The 22,562-nt window shown below is 63.2% G+C and carries 21 protein-coding genes; 8 read left to right on the top strand and 13 right to left on the bottom strand.

Features of this window, described 5'->3' with window-relative positions:
* Positions 1-452 precede the first annotated feature (452 nt).
* Both AC0L2R_RS04800 and AC0L2R_RS04795 read right to left on the bottom strand, forming a co-directional pair.
* Complete coding sequence (locus tag AC0L2R_RS04800) at positions 453-581, bottom strand: hypothetical protein (protein ID WP_023796963.1); 129 nt, start codon at positions 579-581, stop codon at positions 453-455.
* Positions 582-635: 54 nt separating this feature from the next.
* Entirely contained in the window at positions 636-1,607 is a 972-nt protein-coding gene (locus AC0L2R_RS04795) for a quinone oxidoreductase family protein (protein ID WP_473507897.1), read from the bottom strand.
* A gap of 95 nt (positions 1,608-1,702) precedes the next feature.
* Here AC0L2R_RS04795 and AC0L2R_RS04790 point away from each other — a divergent pair, with 95 nt between their 5' ends.
* The 3 genes from AC0L2R_RS04790 to AC0L2R_RS04780 all read left to right on the top strand — a co-directional run bounded on the left by AC0L2R_RS04790 (position 1,703) and on the right by AC0L2R_RS04780 (position 3,744).
* Positions 1,703-2,095, top strand: coding sequence for a winged helix-turn-helix transcriptional regulator (locus AC0L2R_RS04790; protein ID WP_473507896.1), 393 nt, complete (start codon positions 1,703-1,705; stop codon positions 2,093-2,095).
* A 163-nt stretch (positions 2,096-2,258) separates the two neighbouring features.
* Positions 2,259-3,137: an ankyrin repeat domain-containing protein gene (locus tag AC0L2R_RS04785; protein ID WP_473507895.1), complete on the top strand. Its 879-nt coding sequence runs from the start codon at positions 2,259-2,261 to the stop codon at positions 3,135-3,137.
* 334 nt (positions 3,138-3,471) lie between these two features.
* Positions 3,472-3,744 (top strand): hypothetical protein, encoded by a 273-nt coding sequence (locus AC0L2R_RS04780; protein ID WP_473507894.1) that lies wholly within the window; start codon positions 3,472-3,474, stop codon positions 3,742-3,744.
* A gap of 136 nt (positions 3,745-3,880) precedes the next feature.
* On the opposite strand, the gene AC0L2R_RS04775 is transcribed toward AC0L2R_RS04780, so the two are convergent.
* Positions 3,881-4,126: a DUF1127 domain-containing protein gene (locus tag AC0L2R_RS04775; RefSeq protein WP_473507893.1), complete on the bottom strand. Its 246-nt coding sequence runs from the start codon at positions 4,124-4,126 to the stop codon at positions 3,881-3,883.
* Between the two features lie 134 nt (positions 4,127-4,260).
* Between AC0L2R_RS04775 and AC0L2R_RS04770 the strand changes: the two genes are divergently transcribed.
* On the top strand, positions 4,261-5,766 hold the full coding sequence (locus tag AC0L2R_RS04770; protein WP_473507892.1) for a winged helix-turn-helix domain-containing tetratricopeptide repeat protein: 1,506 nt from the start codon (positions 4,261-4,263) through the stop codon (positions 5,764-5,766).
* Between the two features lie 45 nt (positions 5,767-5,811).
* On the opposite strand, the gene AC0L2R_RS04765 is transcribed toward AC0L2R_RS04770, so the two are convergent.
* The gene (locus tag AC0L2R_RS04765; RefSeq protein ID WP_123146189.1) at positions 5,812-6,204 is read right to left on the bottom strand and encodes a GFA family protein; all 393 of its coding nucleotides are present in this window, start codon (positions 6,202-6,204) and stop codon (positions 5,812-5,814) included.
* Between the two features lie 234 nt (positions 6,205-6,438).
* Between AC0L2R_RS04765 and AC0L2R_RS04760 the strand changes: the two genes are divergently transcribed.
* Positions 6,439-7,041, top strand: coding sequence for an ArsR/SmtB family transcription factor (locus AC0L2R_RS04760; protein ID WP_473507891.1), 603 nt, complete (start codon positions 6,439-6,441; stop codon positions 7,039-7,041).
* A gap of 174 nt (positions 7,042-7,215) precedes the next feature.
* Here AC0L2R_RS04760 and AC0L2R_RS04755 read toward each other — a convergent pair whose 3' ends face one another.
* On the bottom strand, positions 7,216-8,184 hold the full coding sequence (locus AC0L2R_RS04755) for a LysR family transcriptional regulator (RefSeq protein WP_473507890.1): 969 nt from the start codon (positions 8,182-8,184) through the stop codon (positions 7,216-7,218).
* A 188-nt stretch (positions 8,185-8,372) separates the two neighbouring features.
* Positions 8,373-10,928 (bottom strand): protein translocase subunit SecDF, encoded by a 2,556-nt coding sequence (secDF, locus tag AC0L2R_RS04750; RefSeq protein ID WP_287206071.1) that lies wholly within the window; start codon positions 10,926-10,928, stop codon positions 8,373-8,375.
* Between the two features lie 1,008 nt (positions 10,929-11,936).
* Here secDF and AC0L2R_RS04745 point away from each other — a divergent pair.
* From AC0L2R_RS04745 to AC0L2R_RS04735, 3 genes are all read left to right on the top strand, one after another.
* Complete coding sequence (locus tag AC0L2R_RS04745) at positions 11,937-12,899, top strand: sugar-binding protein (RefSeq protein ID WP_473507889.1); 963 nt, start codon at positions 11,937-11,939, stop codon at positions 12,897-12,899.
* Positions 12,900-13,116: 217 nt separating this feature from the next.
* Positions 13,117-14,661: a sugar ABC transporter ATP-binding protein gene (locus AC0L2R_RS04740; protein WP_473508070.1), complete on the top strand. Its 1,545-nt coding sequence runs from the start codon at positions 13,117-13,119 to the stop codon at positions 14,659-14,661.
* Between the two features lie 81 nt (positions 14,662-14,742).
* Positions 14,743-15,738: an ABC transporter permease gene (locus tag AC0L2R_RS04735; protein WP_077374661.1), complete on the top strand. Its 996-nt coding sequence runs from the start codon at positions 14,743-14,745 to the stop codon at positions 15,736-15,738.
* 89 nt (positions 15,739-15,827) lie between these two features.
* Here AC0L2R_RS04735 and phnN read toward each other — a convergent pair whose 3' ends face one another.
* The 7 genes from phnN to iolD all read right to left on the bottom strand — a co-directional run bounded on the left by phnN (position 15,828) and on the right by iolD (position 22,528).
* Positions 15,828-16,520, bottom strand: a complete 693-nt coding sequence (gene phnN, locus AC0L2R_RS04730) for a phosphonate metabolism protein/1,5-bisphosphokinase (PRPP-forming) PhnN (protein ID WP_473507888.1) — start codon at positions 16,518-16,520, stop codon at positions 15,828-15,830.
* The gene (locus AC0L2R_RS04725; protein ID WP_287220439.1) at positions 16,517-17,656 is read right to left on the bottom strand and encodes an alpha-D-ribose 1-methylphosphonate 5-triphosphate diphosphatase; all 1,140 of its coding nucleotides are present in this window, start codon (positions 17,654-17,656) and stop codon (positions 16,517-16,519) included. Before AC0L2R_RS04725 ends, phnN begins: the two co-directional genes overlap by 4 nt.
* A gap of 90 nt (positions 17,657-17,746) precedes the next feature.
* Positions 17,747-18,454 (bottom strand): DUF1045 domain-containing protein, encoded by a 708-nt coding sequence (locus AC0L2R_RS04720; RefSeq protein WP_473507887.1) that lies wholly within the window; start codon positions 18,452-18,454, stop codon positions 17,747-17,749.
* Positions 18,455-18,605: 151 nt separating this feature from the next.
* A complete protein-coding gene (gene iolB / locus AC0L2R_RS04715; RefSeq protein WP_473507886.1) occupies positions 18,606-19,418 on the bottom strand; it encodes a 5-deoxy-glucuronate isomerase in 813 nt (270 codons plus the stop codon).
* A gap of 6 nt (positions 19,419-19,424) precedes the next feature.
* Positions 19,425-19,643 (bottom strand): DUF3329 domain-containing protein, encoded by a 219-nt coding sequence (locus tag AC0L2R_RS04710; protein ID WP_473507885.1) that lies wholly within the window; start codon positions 19,641-19,643, stop codon positions 19,425-19,427.
* Positions 19,644-19,691: 48 nt separating this feature from the next.
* Positions 19,692-20,609 (bottom strand): myo-inosose-2 dehydratase, encoded by a 918-nt coding sequence (iolE, locus tag AC0L2R_RS04705; RefSeq protein ID WP_473507884.1) that lies wholly within the window; start codon positions 20,607-20,609, stop codon positions 19,692-19,694.
* Positions 20,610-20,677: 68 nt separating this feature from the next.
* Positions 20,678-22,528, bottom strand: a complete 1,851-nt coding sequence (iolD, locus tag AC0L2R_RS04700; protein ID WP_473507883.1) for a 3D-(3,5/4)-trihydroxycyclohexane-1,2-dione acylhydrolase (decyclizing) — start codon at positions 22,526-22,528, stop codon at positions 20,678-20,680.
* Positions 22,529-22,562 lie beyond the last annotated feature (34 nt).

The raw sequence follows: 22,562 nt of genomic DNA, 5'->3' as shown, positions 1-22,562 counted from the left end.
CGCCTGCACGCGGGCCGCCCCGCGTCCATGTCCTGCCAACTTCCGGACGCCCTACGTGCATGGTAACCATCTCTCCCAGTCGCCGCCGATACAGAACGGAGAACGCAGCTGACCCTGCCTTCACGAGACTTCGCTATCCCGCTTGCGAGACGTGGAGCGTTCCAGTCGCCGCGCTAACAGCCAACCGACGACACGCCCACGCAGCCTCTGGGACGCTGACCACTCTCCCAGAAGGCCGGAAATATTTCCTGCTCTGTGTAACCGGTTGACGCCACCGTGGCGGGTGCTTTGTCACCGCGATGTAACAGCGAGATGCCCTACGAACGCCCGCATCACACCAGACGTTCGCGCTTAGAGGTGCTGAGGTCGGCAAGTGGTGCAAAGCCGATCCTCCGCTCCGAGAAGTGATCTTAGATATCAATGGGCGCAGCAATGACATAGGGTGCCCAGTTTCATCCTCTCCGACGCGCCATTTGCAGCCGATAGTCGGTGACCGCAAACGGCAGCACATTTTTTTGTTTCTGGCAGATCAGCGGCGATCGGCGGATGGGAAAGCGCCAGCACATTTCCATGGCTGTCATAATCCTGTTCCGCCGTCGCAACGCCTGGTGATGTCTGATGGATCCACCCTTTGCTCAACTCACCCGCAAAGCGAGCTTGCCGACGTAGTGGGTGGCAAGCGCTCGGTGCGCATCGACAACCCTGTCGAACGGGAATGTACGGGCGACATGGACGTCGAACGGGCCAGAGTCGATCAGGCGGTTAAGCTTGTCGGTCGCGTCCTGGCTGCGGGCGCCGTTGTAGCGAATGAGCTCCACGCCGGGCCGGACATTTGGATCGGGCGTCGCGCCGTGCGGGCAGGCGACCCGACCGCCGTCGCGCACTGACGTCAGCGCGCGGTCGGCCGCCTCACCGCTTACGGTGACAAGGGCAGCGTCGAGGCCGCCGGCGGCGAATTCACGAGCGGCCGCCACCACGTCGTCCTTGCGCCCGTTGACGATGGCGTCGGCGCCCAGCCGCTGCGATAGCGCCACGCCGTCATCGCCCGAAGCCACCGCCAATACGCGGGCGCCCAATCGTTTTGCGAGTTGGATGGCCATGTGACCGATACCGCCGCTGGCGCCGAAGATCATTATTGTATCGCCCTGCTTTAGGCCGACCTCTTCCAGGCCGCTGAGCGCGGTCAACGCATCCCAGCCCATGACGCCGGCTTGCTCGATCGTGAGCTTGGCGGGGATGAGCGACACGTTGTCCGCATCCGTCACTGCGTAGGTGGCATAGGTTCCACCCTTGGGAAGTGGCATGGATGCAGCGTACACCCGGTCGCCTTCCCTAAAGCGGCTAACCTGGCCGCCAACGGCGACGACTGCGCCCGCGCAGTCCCAGCCGAGCACATAGGGGAATGTCGACGGCATTCCGAAAGCCCCGTCGTAGCCACCCTCACGCTCGAGCGCGTCCCACGAGGCCACGCCCGCCACTTCGACGCGGATTAGGACATCGCTCGGGCCGACCTCGGGCACTGGCACGGCTCGCACAGTAACCAACTCGGCTCCACCGAACCGGTCGATGGCGGCGGCCTGCATTGTATCCGGTTTTGCATTCGTCATGCTCTTTCTCCTAGGAATACTGTTGGTCATCATTCCGACATCCCATATTTTGATTGGCGCAACGCTCGGCTCGCTTGTCGTTCCGAGGAAGAGCTATGATTTGGGAAGCGCGACACCAATACGCACGGATGCGTAAGTGGTTACCTGCCGGTAAGGAGGGCAAGGTGAACAAACCCACCGAGAATGGTTTTGCAACCGCGATAAAGATGGTCTCCGGCAAGTGGAAGCTGGACATCATCTGCGAGCTCGGCGCGACACCACGCAGGTTCGGCCGGCTGCGGCAGTCAATTCCGGCGATCAGCGAAAAGATGCTGACGCAGCAGCTGCGAGAACTTGAGGCAGACGGGCTTGTGAACCGAAAAGTCCATCCGGGTTCTCCGGCGAAGGTCGTCTATTCGTTGACGGAAAGCGGATCGACGCTCTGTGCCGGGGCAGAGGGCTTATGCCGCTGGGGTGAACAGGTCCATTGCTCGGGTCAGCCGGAATGATCGCCGCGATGAAGCGACTGCGGTTCGCACTTTCACGTCGCTGACGATATACCCGACGAGACTTTCCAACGGTCGATGACGAGGATATCGTCGACGAACTGTCGAACCAGCGCCTTGTTGGCCGTCCTCCAGTTTGACAGTGGGGTGCCGGATGCGCGGGTTTTTGCTGTTCATTCTGTTGGTGCTTGCACCGATTGCATCGCATGCCGCCGCCATCCACGACGCCGCGAAAACGGGCGATGTCGCGGCGATTGCGGCAGCGCTCGACGCCGGCGCCGATGTCGATGAGAGTGATGGGCAAGCCACACCACTCTATCTTGCGGTCAGGGGCGGGCATTTTGCGGCGGCAAAACTGCTCATCGAACGCGGTGCCGACGTCAACGCCGCCCCGACGCCGGGTTTGGGTCCTGCCCTCATGCCGGCTCTGGCAAAACGCCGGATCGATTTGATCAATCTGTTGCTGGAGAGGGGCGCAAATCCAAATTCGCAGCGCAACCGCGAAAACGCCCTTCACATCGCCGCCAGATCCGGTTGCCTCGATTGCGTGAAGGCACTGGTTGAGGCCGGCGCGGATGTGAATGCGAAGACAAAGGACGGCAAGACACCGCTCCATCTGGCGAAATTCAAGGGGCAACGCGAAGTGGCTGATTATCTCATCGCGCACGGCGTCATCTTGCCAACGCCAGCCCCGATCGCGAAGAAGTTGGCTGCCGCCGACGTGGAGAAAGGCCGAGCCTCCTTCTCCCGCCTCTGTGCCTATTGCCACAATGCCGTGCCGGACGAAGGGGGCAATCAGGGACCGACTTTGTGGAATGTCGTCGGTCGCGACAAAGGATCTGTGGCCAAGAGGCGTTACTCCGACGCCTTGCTGGCATGGCAGGGTGTCTGGACATACGAGGACCTGAACAAATTTCTGCTTGAGCCCATGCTCACGACGCCGGGCGTTTACATGGAGGTGCCGGGTGCTCCGGACGAGACTGAACGCACAAACATAATTGCCTACTTGCGCACACTCAGTGACAAGCCAATCCCGCTACCCTGAGCCCTCGCGCCCAGGAGTGGCGCGGCCGGATTGCGCCGAAGCCGATGAGCGCTCGAATTCTGCATGGAGGTCATTTCGCTTCCCCTTGACCAATGACCGGTTGGTCCGATCTTGGCTGGGGCGGCGAGGGCAGTTTATGGGGCGCAAGTCGGACCGCTCCGAGCGGTGATCTCAGAAAGGCGCAGCAACAATGTACGAGACGCCAGTTTCATCCTGTCCGGCGCGCCAAGCCACACTTTGGGCTAGACTGCAGTGCACGCTCCGCAGGCCCAGCAGTTGAGTTCACCTCGACTTGGCTTTGAGTTGCGCTATCCAGCCAAAAATGGAGGCAGCCATGCGTATGAAGTTCCTACTGGTGACATCAGCGACGATGATGGCGACAGTCGTTGCCCACGCGGGCAGCCAGTCCTCGAACACCAGCTCGAATAGCTCGTCGAACAACGGCGTTGTGCGTGAGCGGATTGTCGAGACCTACTGTGAAGATGACTATTGTGAGACCTACGTCAAACGCAGGGTTTACCAGGAGGACCGATCCTCCCGTCGTTACCAGGACTATGATCGTCGCCGCTATCGCGAGCGCTACACCGATGAAGACGACGAGGACTAAGGAAGAAGCCGGGCCGCTGACGCATGCCAAGGCCCGATCTTGGCATCGGATCGGCGGCCCAGCTTCTCGCATCGTTCCGAAATTTTTGGCCCAGCCAGGACGAGGATGACGGTTCGCGACCTTGCGGCGACAAGGATTATCGCCGCCAGAAGGGCTTGGCGATCTCTGCCTCGACCTGCCGTCTCGTCAGACCGATGTCGTCGATCAAGTGGGGATTGTCCTTCGCCATTTGCTCAAGTTCCCAGCGAAAGCGTTTCCGCTCGTCCCACGCCGCGATAATGCTTCGCAGGGTCGCCAGGCTGTGTTGCCGACGCAATATTCCCGCCGGCTTGACGGGCGTTGCCCCTGCCTGATGCCGGGCCGATGCAAGAGTATCGTTCATAGCAACCTCCATAGGTTTGAGGTCCAGGGACCTTTGACCTGAAAGAGGCTGAATTCTGCAGGATACGAACAGCGTCGTAATTAAGCTCTGCCAAATAGTTCTCAAAACTTCCAAACGGGCTATAGATACGCCGCATGCAGGGATCGCGCTTTGCCTTTGGTCCGTTCGTGCTTGATTCCGGTGCGGGAACGCTGCTTCGCAACGATGTCCCCGTTGCCGTAGGCTACCGCGGGCTAAAGCTGCTTGCGGCGCTCGTTGGACGAGCCGGCGAAATCCTTGAGAAGGCCGAGTTGATGGACGCGGCGTGGCCGGGCACGGCCGTCGAGGAAGGCAACCTCACCGTACAGATCGCGGTGCTGCGAAAGCTGCTTGGCCCGGCTGCAGATGGCGGCGAATGGATCGCCACGGTTCCGCGCGTCGGCTACCGCTTCACGGGGCCTGTCGAACAGCTCGGCGCGAAGCGAAAACCTTTGCCGCTGCCCGGCAAGCCATCGATAGCGGTGCTGCCCTTCGTCAATGTCAGCAACGATCCCGAGCAGGAATCCTTCGCGGATGGCTTGACCGAAGACCTGATCACCGACCTGTCCAGGATCTCCGGGCTGTTCGTCATCGCACGCAACTCGGCCTTCGCCTACAAGGGAAAGGCGATGGACGTGCGCGATATCGCGCAGGATCTCGGCGTGCGCTACCTGCTGGAGGGGAGCGCACGACGTGCTGCGGGGCGCGTGCGCATCAACGCCCAGCTGGTCGACGCAGTGAGCGGCGACCATTTGTGGGCAGAACGCTTCGATCGCAGCCTGGAAGACATCTTTGCCGTTCAGGACGAGGTCACCGGCAAGATCGTCGAGGCGTTGCTCGGCAGGCTGCGCGCACCGCCGCCGCGCAACCGGCCCAACAGTCTCGAGGCTTACGATCTCTGCGTGCGGGCGCGCAAGCTGATGGATGACACGCCACAGACGGCGCGCGAAGCGCATCTGATGCTCACCCGCGCGGTTTCGCTCGATCCGGAATATGCCGAGGCCCATCGCTGGCTTGCCATGAACCACTGGATGGGATGGGTGCATTCCGGCGGACCTAGCGAAACGGCCCGTAGCGTTGCGTTGGAACTGGCGCGCAAAGCCGTGGCGATCGATCCGAACGATGCCGGCTGCCGCTGGGTTCTGGCTTACCTGCTTGCCTATGAGCGCAGCTTCGCCGAGGCGGATGCGGAATTCGCCAGGGCGATCGAGCTCGATCCGAACGAAGCCGATGCCTGGGCGGCATTGTCCGACATCGCGGTCCTGGCCGGACGGGTCAAGAAAGGCCTTGAGCACATTCGCAAGGCATTCCGGCTGAACCCGTTTCCGGCACGTTGGTACTATCTGACGCTTGGCCAGGCGCAATATGCCGCCGGCCAATACGAAGCCGCTGTCGAAACACTGCGCAGGGATGAGACCTATCGTACAAGCTCGCGCCGCTTCCTGGCGGCAAGCCTTGCCCAACTGGGCCGGCTCGACGAGGCGCGCGCAGAGGCCGAACTGTTCCTCGTCGGCAACCCGCATTTCACCACGCGCCACTGGGCCGCGACGGAGCCATTCCGCGACGCTGCGACGCTCGAGCATTTCGTCGACGGCTTCCGCAAGGCCGGTCTTCCGGAGTGACGTGCCGGCGTGACCTCCCAAAACGCTTTCGCAGCGTTCGTGCGACTATTCCTCAAAGCGACTCGTGGCGTCACGATCGCGCTCGTACCGCCTCGTGAGCGGAAACGGCGGCAACCAGGACTCGCGACGGATTATCCAGCTTTCGTAGGTTGGCATCAGTTGGTCAGGGGCGTCCAGGGATCCCAGATTCACTTCGATTTCGTCTGCGGTGCGTCCGAAAATTGTCGAGCCGCAGCGGGGGCAGAAAAACCGCCCGGCGTAGTCGCGCGTCTCACCTTCGATCGTCACCGCATCCTGGGGGAACACCGCGGAAGCGTGAAAAAGGGCGCCATGATGCTTGCGGCAGTCGAGACAATGACAAATGCCGACCCGGTATGGGAGTCCCGACGCCACAATCCGGACGTTGCCGCACAGGCAACCGCCAGTGAATCGGTCCATGCTGCGTCTCCTCCAAAATCAAGCGGTCGCAATGGCTACAACGAACGGCACCGTCATTGCAATTGCCCCGTGCGGGGCCGTCTGCGGGACGCATCGACTCCGCAGTGGGCGATAGCTGGCTCGCTTGCTGCAGCCGCAGCCAGCTGGAAAGTTCGGACGAAGCGGCCCTTTCGCTCTTGACAATTACAATCGTCAACGCGCATTGACAGGAAAGATTGTCAATGTGAGGGCTGCATGCTCGATATCGAAGTCATAGATCGGCCGAGCGCGGCCGCCGCCGCGTTGGAGCCCGTTCGGAGTCAACTCCTCTCAGAACTGCGGGAGCCGGCCTCGGCCGCTACCCTCGCCACACGCCTCGGCCTCAAGCGGCAGAAGATCAATTACCACCTGCATGCTCTGGAGGAGCACGGGCTTGTCCAAGTTGCAGACACGCGCAAGTGGGGTGGCCTGACGGAGCGGCTCATGGTGGCGAGCGCCACAAGCTATGTCGTCTCGACGAGCGCACTGGGTCCGGTCGGCGCCGATCCGGACAGCACCCCGGACCGCCTGTCGGCAAGCTACCTGATCGCGCTCGGCGCCCGGCTGGTGCGGGAGATCGGAGCTCTCCAGCGCGCCGCCACCGATGCCGGCAAGCGCTTGGCGACCTTGGCGATCGACACCGAAATCCGCTTCCGCTCCGCCGCCGACCGCGCCTCGTTCACGCGTGAATTGACTGAGGCCATCACCACGCTGGCGGCACGCTATCACGACGAAACTGCGCCGCAGGGACGGTCGCATCGCCTTGTCGTGACGGCGCATCCGTCACCAGCCAACCCGCAAGGAAAGGAGGTTCAGTAAAAAAGATGCTGCCGGCGATCGCATCGGTCGATGCAGCAAGCATCGCAAAACGGGAGGAGCCAAAATGGCGAACCCGGCTTGGAAAGCACTTCCCAACTCCCGCGGAGTAGCGCTGCAGGGGAAACGCAATTGTCAGTTTCATCCACGCTGGCGGCGCCGACGAAGCTTTCCGAGCTATGATTGCCGACTTCGTGCGGGCAAGCCGCTGGGGTGGTTCTGCGCAGTCTGCTCCGCAAGCAGATCGAAGAGCCATGCCACGCCCGCATCCACCATCGCGACCTTGGGAGCGACGGCGTTGAGCCGGAAGCCGGGCAACGGCAACGGGGCATCGAGGCTCAGCACGCCGAAACGCGCCGCATGCATGGCAACGAACCGCCGCGGCAGGGCCGAGATGAGGTCGGTCTCGGCGATGACCGCGAGCGCAAACATGAAGTTCGGAACCGTCAACGCAACCCGTCGCGCCCGGCCTTGCTTGGCCAGTTGTTCATCGACGAAGCCGTAAGGATCGCCGCTCTCCGAGACGACCAGATGCTGCATGCTGCAGTATCGCTCCAGGCTCGGATCACGCGCGAACGGATGTCCAGGGCGCATGGCAATGACAAAGTCCTCTTCGTAGATGCAGCGCTTTTCGAAGCGAGGCGGGATGTCATCGGACGGAATGATCGCGATATCGATGGCGTGCGCCTCGAGATCGACAATCGCGCTCCGCCAGACGCGGGCTGGCGAGGGCAAGATCTGACGCACGCCGACGTCGATGCGTGGCGCAATCCGGCTGAGTTCGGCGAGGAGCGGGCGCAGGATCACGGCTGAGACACCGTCCGGTGCGCCGATTGCGAACCGGCGCATGGCCGTAGCGGGATCGAAGGGCGCGGCAGTCGCCATCACGCTGCGCACGCGCGCCAGAACGTCGGCGATCGGCGCGGCGAGTTCCGTAGCACGCGCCGTCGGCACCACGCCCTTGGGCGTTCTCAGGAACAGCGGATCGTTGAGGAGCCGGCGCAGCCGGCCGAGTCCGTGACTGACTGCCGATGGCGTCAGGTTAAGCCGGTCCGCCGCCCGGCCCACGTGGCCCTCTCCGAGCACGGCCTCGAAGAGGACGAGGAGATTGAGATCGGTGCGCGAAAGATCAATTTCATTCAGCATATTCCTGAAATCATATCATTGGCTTCATCAAGATCAACATGCAATTCTGCCGGCTGAGCGGTGCATCGCTCGGACGAACGCGAATGGCGGCTCGAGCACCGTCACGCGGACCCGCTCGTCCCGGGTGTCAGCCTGGAGCAGGCGGCCGCGCTGGAGCTACAGCGGACCCAAAGAGATGGCACCGCCCATTACAAGGCCTGTTGCGCTGGCGGCTCTTTCGCCACTGCGGCTTCCTCCTGGCTGAGGGCGCCCGGCCGGAGCTTGAACAGGATCAGCAGCGGCCCGGCGACGAAGATGGAGGAATAGGTCCCGGCGAGGATGCCGAAGATCATTGCGACCGTGAAGGACTGGATCACCTCGCCGCCCCAGATCGAAAGCGCCGCCAGCGCAAACAGCGTGGTCACGCCGGTCAGGACCGTTCGCGCCAGCGTCTGGTTCATCGACAGGTCGAGCAGCTCGGCAATCGGCATCCTTTTATAGCGGCGCAGATTCTCGCGGACCCGGTCATAGACGACAACCGTATCGTTGATGGAATAGCCGACAATAGTCAGGATCGCGGCAATCGAGGTCAAATTGAACTCTATGCCGGCGACGACGTAGAAGCCGACCATCAGGATCACGTCGTGGAACGTCGAAATGATGGCGCCGAGCCCGAACTGCCACTCGAACCTGATCCAGATGTAGACGAGCATCGCCAGCAGCGAGGCGAGCACGCCCATTGTGCCGTTGAACGCGAGTTCGGAGGACACTGTCGGACCGACAACCTCGATGCGGCGGAACTCGTAGTCGGTTTCGAGCGCGCTTCTTACCTTCTCGACGGCGGACTGTTCGGCAACGTCGCCGCCCCCCTGGGTGCCAATGCGGATCAGCACATCCCGGGCCGAGCCGAACTCCTGCACCTGCACCTCGCCCAGTTCGAGACCCGTCAGCCGCTCACGGATGTCGCCGATGTCGGCCTGCTGGCCCTTTGCCTGCACCTCGATGCTCGAACCACCGCGGAAGTCGATGCCGTAGTTCATGCCGACAGTGAAGAACAGCACCGCCGAGGCGATCGACAACAGAACGGACAGCGTGAAGGCGTATTTTCTGAATGCCATGAACGGCACGCGCGTGTCGTCGGGCACCAGCCGCATGACACCGGCGGGCATGGTTTTCGGCCGCTGCCGGCGAAGCCAGAACGCGACCAGCCAACGCGTCAGCGTGAACGCCGTGAACACGGTGGTGACGATACCGATGGCGAGTGTGACGGCAAACCCCTTGATCGGCCCCGAGCCGAGGAAGAACAGGATGACGGCGGCGATCAACGTCGTCACATTGGCGTCGACGACAGTCGCCAGCGCCTGTTTGAACCCGGAATCCATCGACTGCACGATCGAGCGCCCTTGGCGGTTCTCTTCGCGGACGCGCTCGAAGATGATGACGTTGGAATCGACCGCCATGCCCATCGTCAGCACGATGCCGGCGATGCCAGGCAGCGTCAGCGTCGCCCCGAGCACGGACAGGACGGCGATGATCAGTGCGACGTTCGCGAGGAGCGCGATATTCGCGATCAGCCCCAGTCGCCCATAGGCGAACAGCATGAAGCCGACGACGAGGACCCCGGCGATGATTGCCGCGAACTGGCCCGCCTCGATCGAATCGCTGCCGAGGCTCGGACCGACGGTGCGCTCCTCGACGATGGTGAGGTCGGCAGGCAGTGCACCGGCGCGCAGCAGGACCGCAAGATCGTTCGCGCTCTCCACCGTGAAACTCCCGGATATCTGCCCGGTGCCGCCCAGGATCGGTTCGCGGATCTGAGGCGCGGAGATCACCTCGTTGTCGAGGATGATCGCGAACAGGCGCCCGACATTGGCCTGGGTAGCCTGACCGAAGCGGGTGGCGCCGCGGCTGTCAAAGCGAAACGAGACCACCGGCTCGTTGGTGCGCTGGTCGAAGGTTGCCTGCGCATCGACAAGGTTTTCGCCGGAAACGATGATCCGGTTCTCGATCAGATGCGGAACCCGCGGCTCTTCCGTCGAATACATAACCGTCGAGCCCGCCGGCGGGCGGCCGGAGATCGCCTCCTCGACCGGGATCGACTGGTCGACCATCTGGAAGGTCAGCTTAGCCGTCTGTCCGAGGATATCCTTCAGCCGCTGCGGATCCTGCAGGCCCGGCACCTGGACCATGATGCGGTCCGATCCCTGGCGCTGGATGATCGGCTCGGTCGTGCCGAGTTCGTTGACGCGCCGGCTCACCACCTCGATCGATTGGGTCAGCGCCGCAGCGATCCGGTAGTCGATCCCGGCTTCGGTCAGCGTGAAGCGCAGCAGGCCCGGTTCCGGCTCGGTCATCTCCATCTCGGTCACCGAGCCGCTCATGAACATGCCCGTCGAGATCGGCTGCGCCAATCTTTCGAGCGCGCTCTTCGCCGCTTCGATCTGGCCTTGGTCGCGAATGCGGACCTGGATGGAATTGGCGGTGCCGGCAAGCCCGGTATAGCCGATCTGGGCATCGCGCAGCGATGTGCGGACCTCGTCGCGTGCCGATTCGAGACGTTCGTTGGCAAGGTCCTGCCGATCGATCTGGAGCAGGATGTGCGAGCCGCCCTGCAGGTCGAGCCCCAGCGTCAGCTGCTGCTTTGGCAGCCAATTCGGCAGCGATGCCAGAGTGGAGGCGGGAACCAAATTGGGAGCTGCGTAAAGAATACCGGCCAGGACCGTCAGCCAGATGAGAATGGTCTTCCAGCGCGAAAAATGCAGCATGTTCTTGTCCGTTCAGCCCATATCGGGCGCAAACCGCCTCCGACAAGAGCTTTGGCGTTCCGATCGGCGAGCAACGCGACGAACGGAACGCGGTGTGAAAGTTTTGCGGGTCTAGGGCCGCGGTCGCGGCCAGGTTCACGCCGTGAGAAGCGGAGGCGCGCGCGCATCAAAGGCGCGGATCGGCGACAGTTCCGGCCGGTCGTCGGACCATATGCCAAACGGCGCGGCTGACGCGGTTTCGGGCGGCAGCCGCAAATCCGCGATTATGCAAAACGGTTTGCCATCTCTCGCAATGACAGGTGTCTTGACACGGGAAGTCTCAGCGCCGACGTGGCGCGCAATACTGCGGGCAAGGACAGTCGGGTGTGTGACCGGTTCGGTCGCGCCGATTTGGCCTTCGGCAAGGTCATGCGCAACCTGGTCGGCTGTTGCCGCAGGAATGGTCCAGATCAAAAAGAGCAGCGAAGCCAGCAGCCGCAGACCGGCACCCAGGCTGAGCACGACGCCAGGCCCGTCCCGTCCTCGGCCGCCTCGTCTCATCCCATCGCTACGGCTTGCATCCACTGCGACCAATACGCTTTCGCTTTCGTTGCCTCGGTAAGCGGCGAGCCGCTTTCCTGGTCTCACTATAGCACTTGCGTTGCGAATTGAAGCGCAGCTTTCAGGGGACTAGAAGGGTTGGCTGCAGAAGCTGTTCTCAGGTAGCCGAACTGGATACTGGTATACTCGTATACCAGTATCCGCGAGTTTGCCTCCCACAGGAGCCTCATCCGCATAGCTTTGGCCACCTTCGTCCGGGACGTTTGCGCTGCGGGGCAACGCTCCACGATCACGAAATATCAGACAAATCGGACTATTTACGAGCAGCCAATGAGTCTCTAGAGTTCAGACTGTGGCTGGGATGGCGCCGTTCTTTCGCTGCCAGCACCCTTGAGGAGGAGGGCGTCCAAGCCGCATTCGACAAAGTTCAGATCAGCGAAAATGACTGAATCAAATGGGAGGTTGAACATGAAATCTGCGATACGAAATGCGTCCGTCGCCGCAGCGGCTTTGGCTCTCGGCCTGTCCTTCACGGCGATTGCCGGTGCCCAGGACAAACCGACGCTGGCCTTCGTCGTCAACGGCGCTTCCGATTTCTGGAAGGCGGCCGAAGCCGGCGTCAAGAAGGCCCAGGCCGAATTGCCCAACTACAATCTCGAGCTCAAATATCCGGAACAGTCGTCGGTCGCCATCCAGCAGCGGCTGATGGATGATCTGGTGACGGCCGGCGTCAAGGCGATCATGGTTTCGGCCGTCGATCCCAAGACCTCGACCGACGGGCTCAACAAGATCGCCTCGGAGACGGCGCTGTTCACCACCGACAGCGACGCGCCGCAGACCAAGCGTATCGCCTATATCGGCTCGTCCAACATCGATGCCGGCAAGCAGGCGGCCGAGATCGCCAAGAAGGCGATGCCCGACGGCGGCAAATGCCTTGGCTTCGTCGGCCTGCTCGGCGCCGACAATGCCAAGGAGCGCATCGAAGGCATGAAGGAAGGGCTCGCCGGCACCAAGATCGAGCTGATCGACGTGCGTGGCGACGACATCGACCAGGCCCGCGCCAAGAAGAACGTCGAGGACGCGCTGGTCGCCAGCCCCGATGTCACCTGCATGGTCGGCTTCTATTCCTACAACACCCCGCGCATTTATGAAGCGCTGCGCGACGCCGGCAAGCTCGGCCAGATCACGGTGGTCGGCTTCGACGACGATCCGATCACGCTCGGCGGCGTCAAGGAAGGCACCGTTGCCGCCACCGTCGTGCAGCAGCCGTTCGAATGGGCCTACCAGGGCATGAAGCTGATGGCGGCCTATCTCGAGGGCGACAAGTCGGGCATTCCGGAGAACGGCCTGATCATCATCCCGACCAAGATCATCGGCAAGGACGACGTCGACGCCTATGCCGCCAGTCTGAAAGCGATGTCCGGAAACTGAGCGTCGTCGGCGCTGGCCCCTCATCCCCCTTCTTCCCGTGCAGAACGGGGAGAAGGGGGATGGTTGCAACGCTGGCGAATCCTCCGTTTTTTACGGGGAGAGGGTTAGGGTGAGGGGCAGCGCGACGCTGGCGTGACTGGCTCCGCTTGTTATTGACGGGCCTGATCAGGCTCGTCAATCTGCGGGGAGGCTGGCCCGCCAACTGCTGTCAGGCATGATGAACTATTCCGACGCATCCATCGGCGCATCGACGATTGCCCCGTTCCTCAGTCTCGAGGCCGTGCGCAAGACCTATCCCGGCGTGGTCGCGCTGGACGGGTTTTCGCTGGAGGTCAGGCCTGGCGAGGTTATCGGCCTCGTCGGCGAAAACGGTGCCGGCAAGTCGACGCTGATGAAGATCCTCGGCGGCGTGACCACACCCGACACCGGCACGATCACCGTCGACGGCGTCGCCCATGACGGGCTGACGGTCGAGGCTAGCATCGGTTCCGGCATCGCCTTCGTCCACCAGGAACTCAACCTGTTCGAAAACCTCGACGTTGCCGCCAACATCTTTTTCGGCCGCGAGCCGTTGCGCGCCGGTCCGCTCAGGCTTGTCGACCGCACCAGGCTGCGCATGCTGGCGGCGCCGCTGCTCAAACGTGTGGGCGCCAATTTCTCGGCCGACACCCCGGTATCGGCGCTGTCGCTTGCCCAGCAGCAGATGGTCGAAATCGCCAAGGCGCTGTCGATCGAGGCGCGGCTGGTCATCCTCGACGAGCCGACGTCGAGCCTGCCCCTTGCCGAAACCGACAAGCTGCTCGATGTCATCAAGGCGTTGAAGGCCGACGGCATCAGCGTCATCTTCATCTCGCATCGCCTTCACGAGGTCGAGCGGGTTGCCGATCGCGTCGTCGTGCTGAGGGACGGCATGCTTGCCGGCACGCTGCCGAAGAACGCCATCAACCACGACCAGATGGTCAAGCTGATGATCGGCCGCATGCTGAAGGAGCGGGAGAAGGCCGCAGAATCAGGCCGCCCACCCGGCGCCGTCGCGCTGTCGGCCAAGGCCGTTCGCACCAGCGCCTATCCAGACCGACCGGTCGATCTCGGCGTCAGGCGTGGCGAAATCCTTGGCCTGGCGGGTCTTGTCGGCTCTGGCCGCACCGAACTGGCGCGCGTGCTTTTCGGCATCGAGAAGAGCCTTGGCGGCGCGCTCCAGCTTGATGGAAAAGATCTGGTTCTTGGTTCGGCGGCCGACGCTGTGGCCAACGGGATCTTCCTCGTCCCCGAGGATCGCAAGCTGACCGGCATCCTGCTCGACCTGTCGATTGCCCAGAATATTTCGCTCCCCAATCTACCGGCGCATGCCCGGCGATCCTTGGTCTCCGCCCGCGCCGAAGCCGTTACCGCCGAGAAGCAGAAACGCAATCTCGGCATCAAGGCGCCCTCGGTGGCGACGCGCACCGGCACGCTGTCCGGCGGCAACCAGCAAAAGGTGGTGCTGGCCAAGTGGCTGGCCATGAGCCCCAAGGTGATGATCCTCGACGAGCCGACGCGCGGCATCGACATCGGCGCCAAGGCGGAGATCTATGGGCTGATGCGGGCGCTGGCCGATGCCGGCGTCGCCGTGCTGATGATATCGAGCGACATGGAGGAGGTGATCGGCGTCTCCGATCGGATCGCCGTCATGCATGAGGGCCAGATCTCGGGCATTCTCGACAAGGAACAGTTCAGCCAAGAAAACGTGCTGTTGCTGGCCGTCGGCAAGCAGCCGAAATAGTTTTTGTTCGCGCAGGTTCTTGACCGCAAAACCGCGGAACACTTTTGCGGAACCTGCTCAGGCAGGCATTGGGAGAAGACGATGAGCAAGAAAGATCTTGGCCTGCTGATCCTGATCCTTGTGGTCGGAGCGGTGGTGGCGATCATCAACCCACGCTTCCTGCTGCCGATCAACCTCGCCAACACCTCGAACCTGATCGGGCTGTTCGGCATCCTGGCGATCGGCCAGGCCTTCGTCATCATCACCGGCGGCATCGAATTGTCGGTCGGCTCGGTGGTCGCGCTGCTCGGCGTCCTGTTTGTCGATTTCATTGCCACGCGCGGCATGGCATGGCCGGTCGCGCTCCCGCTGATCCTCGTGCTCGGCGGCATCATCGGGCTGGCACATGGCTGGCTGATCACGCGGCTCAAATTGCAGCCTTTCGTGGTGACGCTGTGCGGCCTGTTGATCTATCGCGGCGTGGCGCGGTTCTACACAGCCGACGGCACGGCGGGCTTTGCCTTCGGGCAGAATTTCCCGGAGCTCGAATTCCTGACCGCCGGACGATCCTATGGCGTGCCGAACAGCTTCATCGCGCTGATCGTCATCGCCATCGTGATGTGGGTGGTGCTGCACCGTTCGGTGTTCGGCCGCTACCTCTACGCCATCGGCAAGAACGAGGAGGCGGCGAAATATTCGGGCATCCGCACCGGCCGCGTCGTCATGGCGGCCTATGTCATCTGCGGTGTGCTGACGGCGCTGTCGGCGATCTATTTCGCGATGTACACGCGCTCGATCTCGCCGGCCAGCCACGGCCAGTTCTACGAACTCTACGCCATTGCCGCAGCCGTGCTCGGCGGCTTCTCGCTGCGTGGCGGCGAAGGCTCGCTGATCGGCGTGATCCTGGGCACGGTTCTGCTGCAGGAACTGCAAAACCTCGTCAACCTGCTCGGCATCCCGTCCTCGCTCAATTTCGCGGTGATGGGCGGCGTGATCTTGATCGGCGTGCTGGTCGACCAGCAATGGGGCGTGTACCGGGAGCGGCGGCTGATGCTGGAGGCAACCCGCAAGGGCGCGGCCGGCGCGGCAGCGGAGTAGCGGCTCCGCCTCTCCCTTCTCCCCTTGTGGGAGAAGGTGGCCGAGCGAAGCTCGGTCGGATGAGGGGTGTTCCAGGGAACGCCGACGTCTCACTCCGTCCAACACCCCTCTTCCGTCTCGGCGCTGCGCGCCGATCCACCTTCTCCCACACGGGGAGAAGGTAAGGTGCGGTCGGAGAACGCCATCGCCTTGCGCAGCACGTCGACAAAACGCTCGCCGGCCGCCTCGCGCGGGCCGCTATTGTCGATCGAGGTCACGCCTGGCCCGGACAACGCCACATTGGCGCTGCGCGCCAGCCGCGCCAGCACTTCGCCGCGCGACTCGCGGCCGCGCATCGCCAGTCGTTCGGCCAGGATCTGCGGCGGTGCGGTGATCTCGACGACAGCCAGATTGGCATAGCGATCGCGCAGCGCCGGGATGATGGCGCGGGAGACATTGGCGATGGCGACGCGGCCATTGGCCACCGACCGGTCGACTTCAGCCGGGATGCCGTAGCGCAAGCCATGCGCCTCCCAGGCGATGGCGAAGGCGCCATCCGCTTCCGCCTCGACGAAGGCCGCATCGGCCAGCGTGTCGTGATCCTCGCTTGCCGTGTCGCTCGGCCGGGTGATGACCCGGCGCACGAACTCCAGCCGGGCCTCGTCGGCAAACAGCGACCGGGCATAGCCGATCACCGTGTCCTTGCCGGCGCCGCTCGGCCCGACGACGGCGACGAACACGCCGTCGCGGATCGGAAACGCCGCGGCGGACAATTCACGCTCGATCGACGCCGACGCCATCACGCGACCCGACGTCCCTGCCGCCAGACCGTGCGGACAACCGGGACATGGTCGTCGAGACGGACGCGAACCAGATCGGCGCGCCGGCCCTGCTCGATAACACCACGGTCGGCAAGGCCGACTGCCTCGGCCGGGTTCTTCGAGACCATCGCCACCGCCTGCGGCAGGGAGATGCCGTCGACAACGTCGCCGAGGAAAAACGCCGACTGGATCAGGCTGAAGGGGATGTAGTCGGACGACAATATGTCGAGCAAGCCTTCGCCGGCGAGTGTCCGGGCCGAAACATTGCCCGAATGCGAGGCGCCGCGCATGACGTTCGGGGCACCCATCAGCACCCCGAGCCCGGCCGCCTTCGAAGCTTTTGCGGCCTCTTTGGTGGTCGGGAATTCGGCGACGCGGACGCCTTGTTCGATCGCCTCGTCGACATGGCCGGTCGTGGCGTCGTCATGGCTGGCCAGCACGATGCCGCGCTGATGGCAGGCGGCAGCGATGAAGGCGCGGTTCGCCCCCGAATTCGTCGCCGACTCCGCCATCCGCTTCTCACAAAATTGCTGGAATTCGCGGTCCGTCAGCTTCAGCTTGCGCTGGTAGTAATAGGCATAGGTTTCCAAATCGACGAACTGGCGCTGTCCCGGCGCATGGTCCATCAGCGACGCCAGCTTGATCCTGTCGTCGCCGTCGAAATGCGCGAAGGCTGCGAGGCAGTCCGGCGCCGAAACCTCGCAGCGCAGATGGATGAAATGGTCGGCCCGCAGCCGGTCCTGCTGGACGCTGTCCTCGATCGCATCGGCCAGCTTGCGCATGTCGGCCGAATTCATGTCGGCATCGTCGTCCATGCCGACGCGCAAGGCATCGAGTACGGTGGTGATGCCGGCGGTCGCCACCTGCGCGTCGTGGGCGAGAACGGCGGCGATCGGGTTCCAGCGCACCTTCGGCCGCGGCGCGTAGTGACCCTCCAGGTGGTCGGTATGAAGCTCGACCAGCCCGGGAATGATGAAATCGCCGGCCATGTCCTCGCCGTTCCGGCCGGCGCCGGCATCGATCCCGGCGATCAAGCCGTCGCGCAGCACGATCGAGCCTTCGACGATCTCGTCGGCAAGCACGATGCGGGCATTGTTGAGAACGGTCTCGACGGTCATTTCAGGCAGTCCTTGGAGCATTTGCAGCCAATTGAATCAGCCGATTGGGATGAGTTGGCGTCGCACAAAAGCGGTTGAACAAATTGTATTTCAGGCGGTTTTTCTCGCCGGGCGGCGCCCGAGCGCGTGATGGGAGAGCACCATGAACGGGGCGCCAGGTTCGGTTTCGACAAACAGGGTCAGCGCGTCCACCGGCACCGGCCGCTGCAGGACTCCCGCAAACAGGCTGTCGATTGCTGCGCGAAGACGAGGGCTTTCCTGTGACGAGGCCCGGCCGGACAGCGTCATATGAAAACGGAAGGTCTCGAAGACATAGGGGTAACCCCACTGGCAGAGATTGCGGAATTCAGCCGGCTTCAGCGAGTCAGGGCTGCGCCGTTCGATCTCAGCCTCGCTCAGCGGTGCGCGAAAACGGTCGAAGTCGCGCACGACGTCGTCGGCGAAGCGGTTGAGCGCCGGCAGCGGACCTTCCGGCACCAGCGCGAAGAAGCCGTCGATCTGGCTGACGTCCAGCCGTGGGATCGTCACCACCGGCGTCGTTTCGGCGAAATCGTCCAGTGCCGCGCGAAGCGCGGCTTCCGTTTCGTTCGAAGCCAGCCGGAAGGGCGCCTTCAGCGTCGCATGAAAGCCGTAGCGGCGCGCCGAAGCGGTATGGAAGGCGACTTCCGCCGCCGACAGTTCGCCCACGGCCTCGACCGGCCTCGTGGCAGCGCCGAATGGGTCACGGCCGAGCCAATTGGCGGCGATCCGCGCCAGCGGTTCGTCCTGCCGGGGGGTGAAATAGATAGCGTAGCGCATCGAAAGTCCTCGTCAACTCCCGCTGCCATAGGCGATTTGCATGACGAAATGACGAAGCTGATGATCGCTCCTGATAACAAACTTGTTCAGGCGGGTCATTAGCCGACGATTTTTTCGCCTTGGGCCAGTTGCGACCCGGACGGGCAGCGCCTCAGGCCTTCATCAGCCATTCGTGCTCGGGCGCGTTGTGGAATTTCCACGTCCGCTTCGGCCCGGCCATGACGTTGAGGTAGTAGAGATCGTAACCATGGCAGGCGGCGCAAGGGTGATAACCCTTGGGCACCAGCACGACATCGCCATCCTCTATCGCCATCGCCTCGTCGAGCGAACGAGCCCCGTTCCGGTCGGCATCGGTGTAGACGCGCTGGAAGGCAAAGCCCTGCGGCGGATTGAGGCGGTGGTAATAGGTCTCCTCGAGATAGGACTCGGCCGGTAGATTGTCCTGGTCATGCTTGTGCGGCGGATAGCTCGACGTATGGCCGCCGGGCGTGATGACCTCGACCACCAGCAATGAATCGGCCGGCTTGCCTTCCGGCAGGATGTTGGTGACATAGCGCGTGTTGGTGCCCTTGCCGCGAACCTCCTGGCCGAGATCCTTCGGCGCAATGACGCGAACCGGCAGGCCGCCGCCAAGCCCTGGCGCCGAGCAGACCGCGAGTTCGAGACCGGTGTCGGCAGTCACCGACCAGTCAGAGCCCTGCGGCACATAGACCGACCACGGCTTGCCTTCGAAGGGCGACATGCGTTCGCCGAGCAGGCCGAGATCGTTGCCGCCGGCCTTGGCTTTGCCCTTGCCGGTGACGAACACCAGGCAGACTTCACGGTCCGCGGTTTGTCCGGAGACGGTCTCGCCGGGCCGCAATCGATGCAGATCGAAACCGACATAGGTCCAGCCGGCGTTTTGCGGCGTCACATGGGCGACGCGGCCATGGCCCCTATCGGCTTTAACGAGCAGTTTCGACATCCGGGCTCATTCCTTTGGTTCGGTGTCGGCCGAATCCTTGCCGCCGTCGGCCGGCTTGTAGAGATAGAAGAACTGCCAGACGGCATAGCCGCCGAAGCCGAGCGCGATCGTGCCCCAGAACGGCGCGCCGGTGGCAAACTCGACCACGGCCCAGCCCAGGCAGACGGCGACGATGGCAACGCGCCGCCACAGCGGCCGGAAGAACGGATGCTCGGAGTCCTTCATCGGATCAGCTCCCGCATCGGATCACCCCGTTGCCGGGAATAGACTCGGTCAAGCATTGGGGAAGCCCTGCGTTTCAACCGTGTAGCCGGCGTCCGTCATCACCCGCATCAATTCCTTGTAGCCGACTTGCGCCATCTTGAGCGGCGGATTCTTCTTGGGATCCTGCTCGGCCTCGACCACGAACCAGCCTTCATAGCCGTAGTTCGCCAGCCTTTCCACAATGGCACCAAAATCCAGCGACCCGTCGCCCGGCACCGTGAAGGCGCCAAGCGCCACGGCATCGAGGAAGGATTGCTTCTGGCGATCGAGCTTTTCGATCACCTCCATGCGAACGTCCTTGACATGGACATGATTGATGCGCCGGTGATGGTTGTCGATGGCGCGCAGCACGTCACCGCCGGCAAAGGCCAGATGGCCGGCGTCGAGCAGCAGTGGAATGCCTTCTCCCGAATGGCGCATGAACGCGTCGAGCTCCGGCTCGGTCTCGACGACCGCCGCCATATGATGGTGGTAGGAGAGCGGCATGCCTTGATCGGCGCACCATTCGCCGAACTGCGTGAGGCGCCTCGCATAGGCCTTCATCTCGTCGTCCGAAAGCCTCGGCTTGGTGGCGAGCGGCTTTGAGCGGTCACCCTGGATGGAGCGGCCAACCTCGCCATAGACGATGCAGGGCGCGTCCACCGCCTTGAACAGATCGATCATCGGCTGGATGCGATCCTTGTTCCTGGCCATGTCTTCGTCGACCAGCGTACCGGAGAACCAGCCGCCGCAGAGCGTCACGTCGGCCTTCTTCAGGATCGGCAGCATGATTTTCGGATCACTGGGAAAACGGCGGCCCATTTCCATGCCGGTGAAGCCCGCCGAGCGCGATTGCGCCAAGCACTCCTCCAGCGACACGTCATCGCTGAGTTCCGCAAGATCGTCGTTCCACCATGCAATGGGGGACATGCCCAGTTTGGCTTTCAAGTCGTCACTCCAATGTCAGTTCGGGTCCTCCCCACAAGGGGGGAGGTAGGGGCTTGGCAGCGCCGACATCAATCACCAACACTCTGCATCCGCCGCTTTTCTTCATAGGCTTTGCGTGCGGCGTTGACCTGCGGCCGCGAAGAAACTTCCGGCACGGCGACATCCCACCAATGGCCGCCGACATCGGTCGACACCAGTGGGTCGGTGTCGATGACCAGTACCGTCGTCTTGCTATTGTTTTTCGCTTTTGCCAGCGCCGTTTCCAACCCGGCGATCGACGAAACTTTCTCGGCGATGGCGCCGAGGCTTGCCGCATGCGCCGCGAAGTCGATGTCGGGCATAATCTCGTGGCGGGCGTCCTTCAGCAGATTGTTGAAGTTGGCGCCGCCGGTTGCCATCTGCAGCCGGTTGATGCAGCCGTAGCCCCTGTTGTCGAGCAGCACGATGGTCAGCTTGAGGCCGAGCATGACCGACGTTGCGATCTCTGAATTGAGCATCAGATAGGAGCCGTCGCCGATCATGACGACGACCTCTTGGTCGGGCTTGGCCATCTTGACGCCGAGCCCGCCAGCGATCTCGTAGCCCATGGTCGAGAAGCCGTATTCGGCGTGGTAGGAGCCGGGCGCGCCCGCCTGCCAGAGCTTGTGCAATTCGCCGGGCAGGCCGCCGGCGGCATGAAGCAATATCACGTCGGAGCCCATGGCGCGCTGCACGGCGCCGATCACCTGCGCATCCGACGGGTAGGCGGCATTGGTCGAGGCCGTCACCTTGCCGGATTCGGCCTGCCATTCTTTCTTCCCCCCGGCCGCATTGTCGGTCCAGGCAGCCGGCGCCTGCCAGCCATTCAGCGCCGCGCCGAGCTCGGCCAGCCCTTCCGCCGCATCGGCTACCAGCGGCAACGCCTGGTGCTTGCCCGCGTCGAAAGGCTGGACGTTCAGCCCGATGATGGTCTTGCCGGAATTCTTGAACAGCGCCCACGAGCCGGTGGTGAAATCCTGCAGCCTGGTGCCGACGGCGAGCACGACATCGGCTTCTTCGGCCAGCCTATTGGCCGCCAAAGTGCCGGTGACGCCGACCGCCGCCATGTTGAGCGGATGATCGTCCGGCAGCGAGGATTTGCCGCCCTGCGTCTCGCAGACCGGGATGCCGGCGCCTTGCACCAGCTTCGCCAATTCGCCGGAAGCCTGCGAATAGAGCACGCCGCCGCCGGCAATCACCAAGGGCTTTGTTGCCGCCTTCAGCGCCGCCACGGCGGCCGCCAATTCCCCACGGTCCGGACGCAGCCGGCGCTGATGCCAGACCCGTTCGGCAAAGAAGCTCTCGGGGTAATCAAAGGCCTCGGCCTGCACGTCCTGGCAGAGCGCCAAGGTCACCGGTCCGCATTCGGCCGGATCGGTCAGCACCTGCATCGCACGGTTGAGCGCCGGGATGATCTGCTCGGGCCGGGTGATGCGATCGAAATAGCGCGACACCGGCCGGAAGCAGTCATTGACCGTCGCCGTTCCGTCGGAGAAATCCTCTGCCTGCTGCAGCACGGGATCGGGGATACGATTGGCGAAGACGTCGCCGGGGAGAAACAGGACGGGCAACCGGTTTACATGCGCAAGTGCCGCCGCCGTCACCATGTTGAGCGCGCCGGGGCCGATCGAACTGGTCGCCGCCATGAACCGGCGGCGGAAATTGGCCTTGGCATAGGCAATCGCCGCATGCGCCATGGCCTGTTCGTTGTGGGCGCGAAAAGTCGGCAATTCGTCGCGCACCTGATAAAGCGCCTCGCCGATGCCGGCGACATTGCCGTGGCCGAAGATCGCCCAGACGCCGCCGAAGATCGGCATTTTCCTGCCGTCGATCTCGGTCATCTGGCAGCCGAGAAAGCGGGTCAGCGCCTGCGCCATCGTCAGGCGGATTGTCTTGGTCATGTTGTTTTCCTCCGCAGTCCTTGTGCCGCGCCTT

Source organism: Mesorhizobium sp. WSM4820 (assembly GCF_055811075.1).
Note: the sequence above shows the minus strand (reverse complement) of the source record. Positions and strands in the feature narration are given on the sequence as shown.

Excerpts from the sequence above, each read along its gene's own strand:
- AC0L2R_RS04800 (WP_023796963.1), bottom strand. The coding sequence starts at position 581 with ATGACAGCCATGGAAATGTGCTGGCGCTTTCCCATCCGCCGATCGCCG.
- AC0L2R_RS04795 (WP_473507897.1), bottom strand. The coding sequence starts at position 1,607 with ATGACGAATGCAAAACCGGATACAATGCAGGCCGCCGCCATCGACCGG.
- AC0L2R_RS04790 (WP_473507896.1), top strand. The coding sequence starts at position 1,703 with ATGATTTGGGAAGCGCGACACCAATACGCACGGATGCGTAAGTGGTTA.
- AC0L2R_RS04780 (WP_473507894.1), top strand. The coding sequence starts at position 3,472 with ATGCGTATGAAGTTCCTACTGGTGACATCAGCGACGATGATGGCGACA.
- AC0L2R_RS04775 (WP_473507893.1), bottom strand. The coding sequence starts at position 4,126 with ATGAACGATACTCTTGCATCGGCCCGGCATCAGGCAGGGGCAACGCCC.
- AC0L2R_RS04770 (WP_473507892.1), top strand. The coding sequence starts at position 4,261 with ATGCAGGGATCGCGCTTTGCCTTTGGTCCGTTCGTGCTTGATTCCGGT.
- AC0L2R_RS04765 (WP_123146189.1), bottom strand. The coding sequence starts at position 6,204 with ATGGACCGATTCACTGGCGGTTGCCTGTGCGGCAACGTCCGGATTGTG.
- AC0L2R_RS04760 (WP_473507891.1), top strand. The coding sequence starts at position 6,439 with ATGCTCGATATCGAAGTCATAGATCGGCCGAGCGCGGCCGCCGCCGCG.
- AC0L2R_RS04755 (WP_473507890.1), bottom strand. The coding sequence starts at position 8,184 with ATGCTGAATGAAATTGATCTTTCGCGCACCGATCTCAATCTCCTCGTC.
- secDF (WP_287206071.1), bottom strand. The coding sequence starts at position 10,928 with ATGCTGCATTTTTCGCGCTGGAAGACCATTCTCATCTGGCTGACGGTC.
- AC0L2R_RS04745 (WP_473507889.1), top strand. The coding sequence starts at position 11,937 with ATGAAATCTGCGATACGAAATGCGTCCGTCGCCGCAGCGGCTTTGGCT.
- AC0L2R_RS04740 (WP_473508070.1), top strand. The coding sequence starts at position 13,117 with ATGAACTATTCCGACGCATCCATCGGCGCATCGACGATTGCCCCGTTC.
- AC0L2R_RS04735 (WP_077374661.1), top strand. The coding sequence starts at position 14,743 with ATGAGCAAGAAAGATCTTGGCCTGCTGATCCTGATCCTTGTGGTCGGA.
- AC0L2R_RS04725 (WP_287220439.1), bottom strand. The coding sequence starts at position 17,656 with ATGACCGTCGAGACCGTTCTCAACAATGCCCGCATCGTGCTTGCCGAC.
- AC0L2R_RS04720 (WP_473507887.1), bottom strand. The coding sequence starts at position 18,454 with ATGCGCTACGCTATCTATTTCACCCCCCGGCAGGACGAACCGCTGGCG.
- iolB (WP_473507886.1), bottom strand. The coding sequence starts at position 19,418 with ATGTCGAAACTGCTCGTTAAAGCCGATAGGGGCCATGGCCGCGTCGCC.
- AC0L2R_RS04710 (WP_473507885.1), bottom strand. The coding sequence starts at position 19,643 with ATGAAGGACTCCGAGCATCCGTTCTTCCGGCCGCTGTGGCGGCGCGTT.
- iolD (WP_473507883.1), bottom strand. The coding sequence starts at position 22,528 with ATGACCAAGACAATCCGCCTGACGATGGCGCAGGCGCTGACCCGCTTT.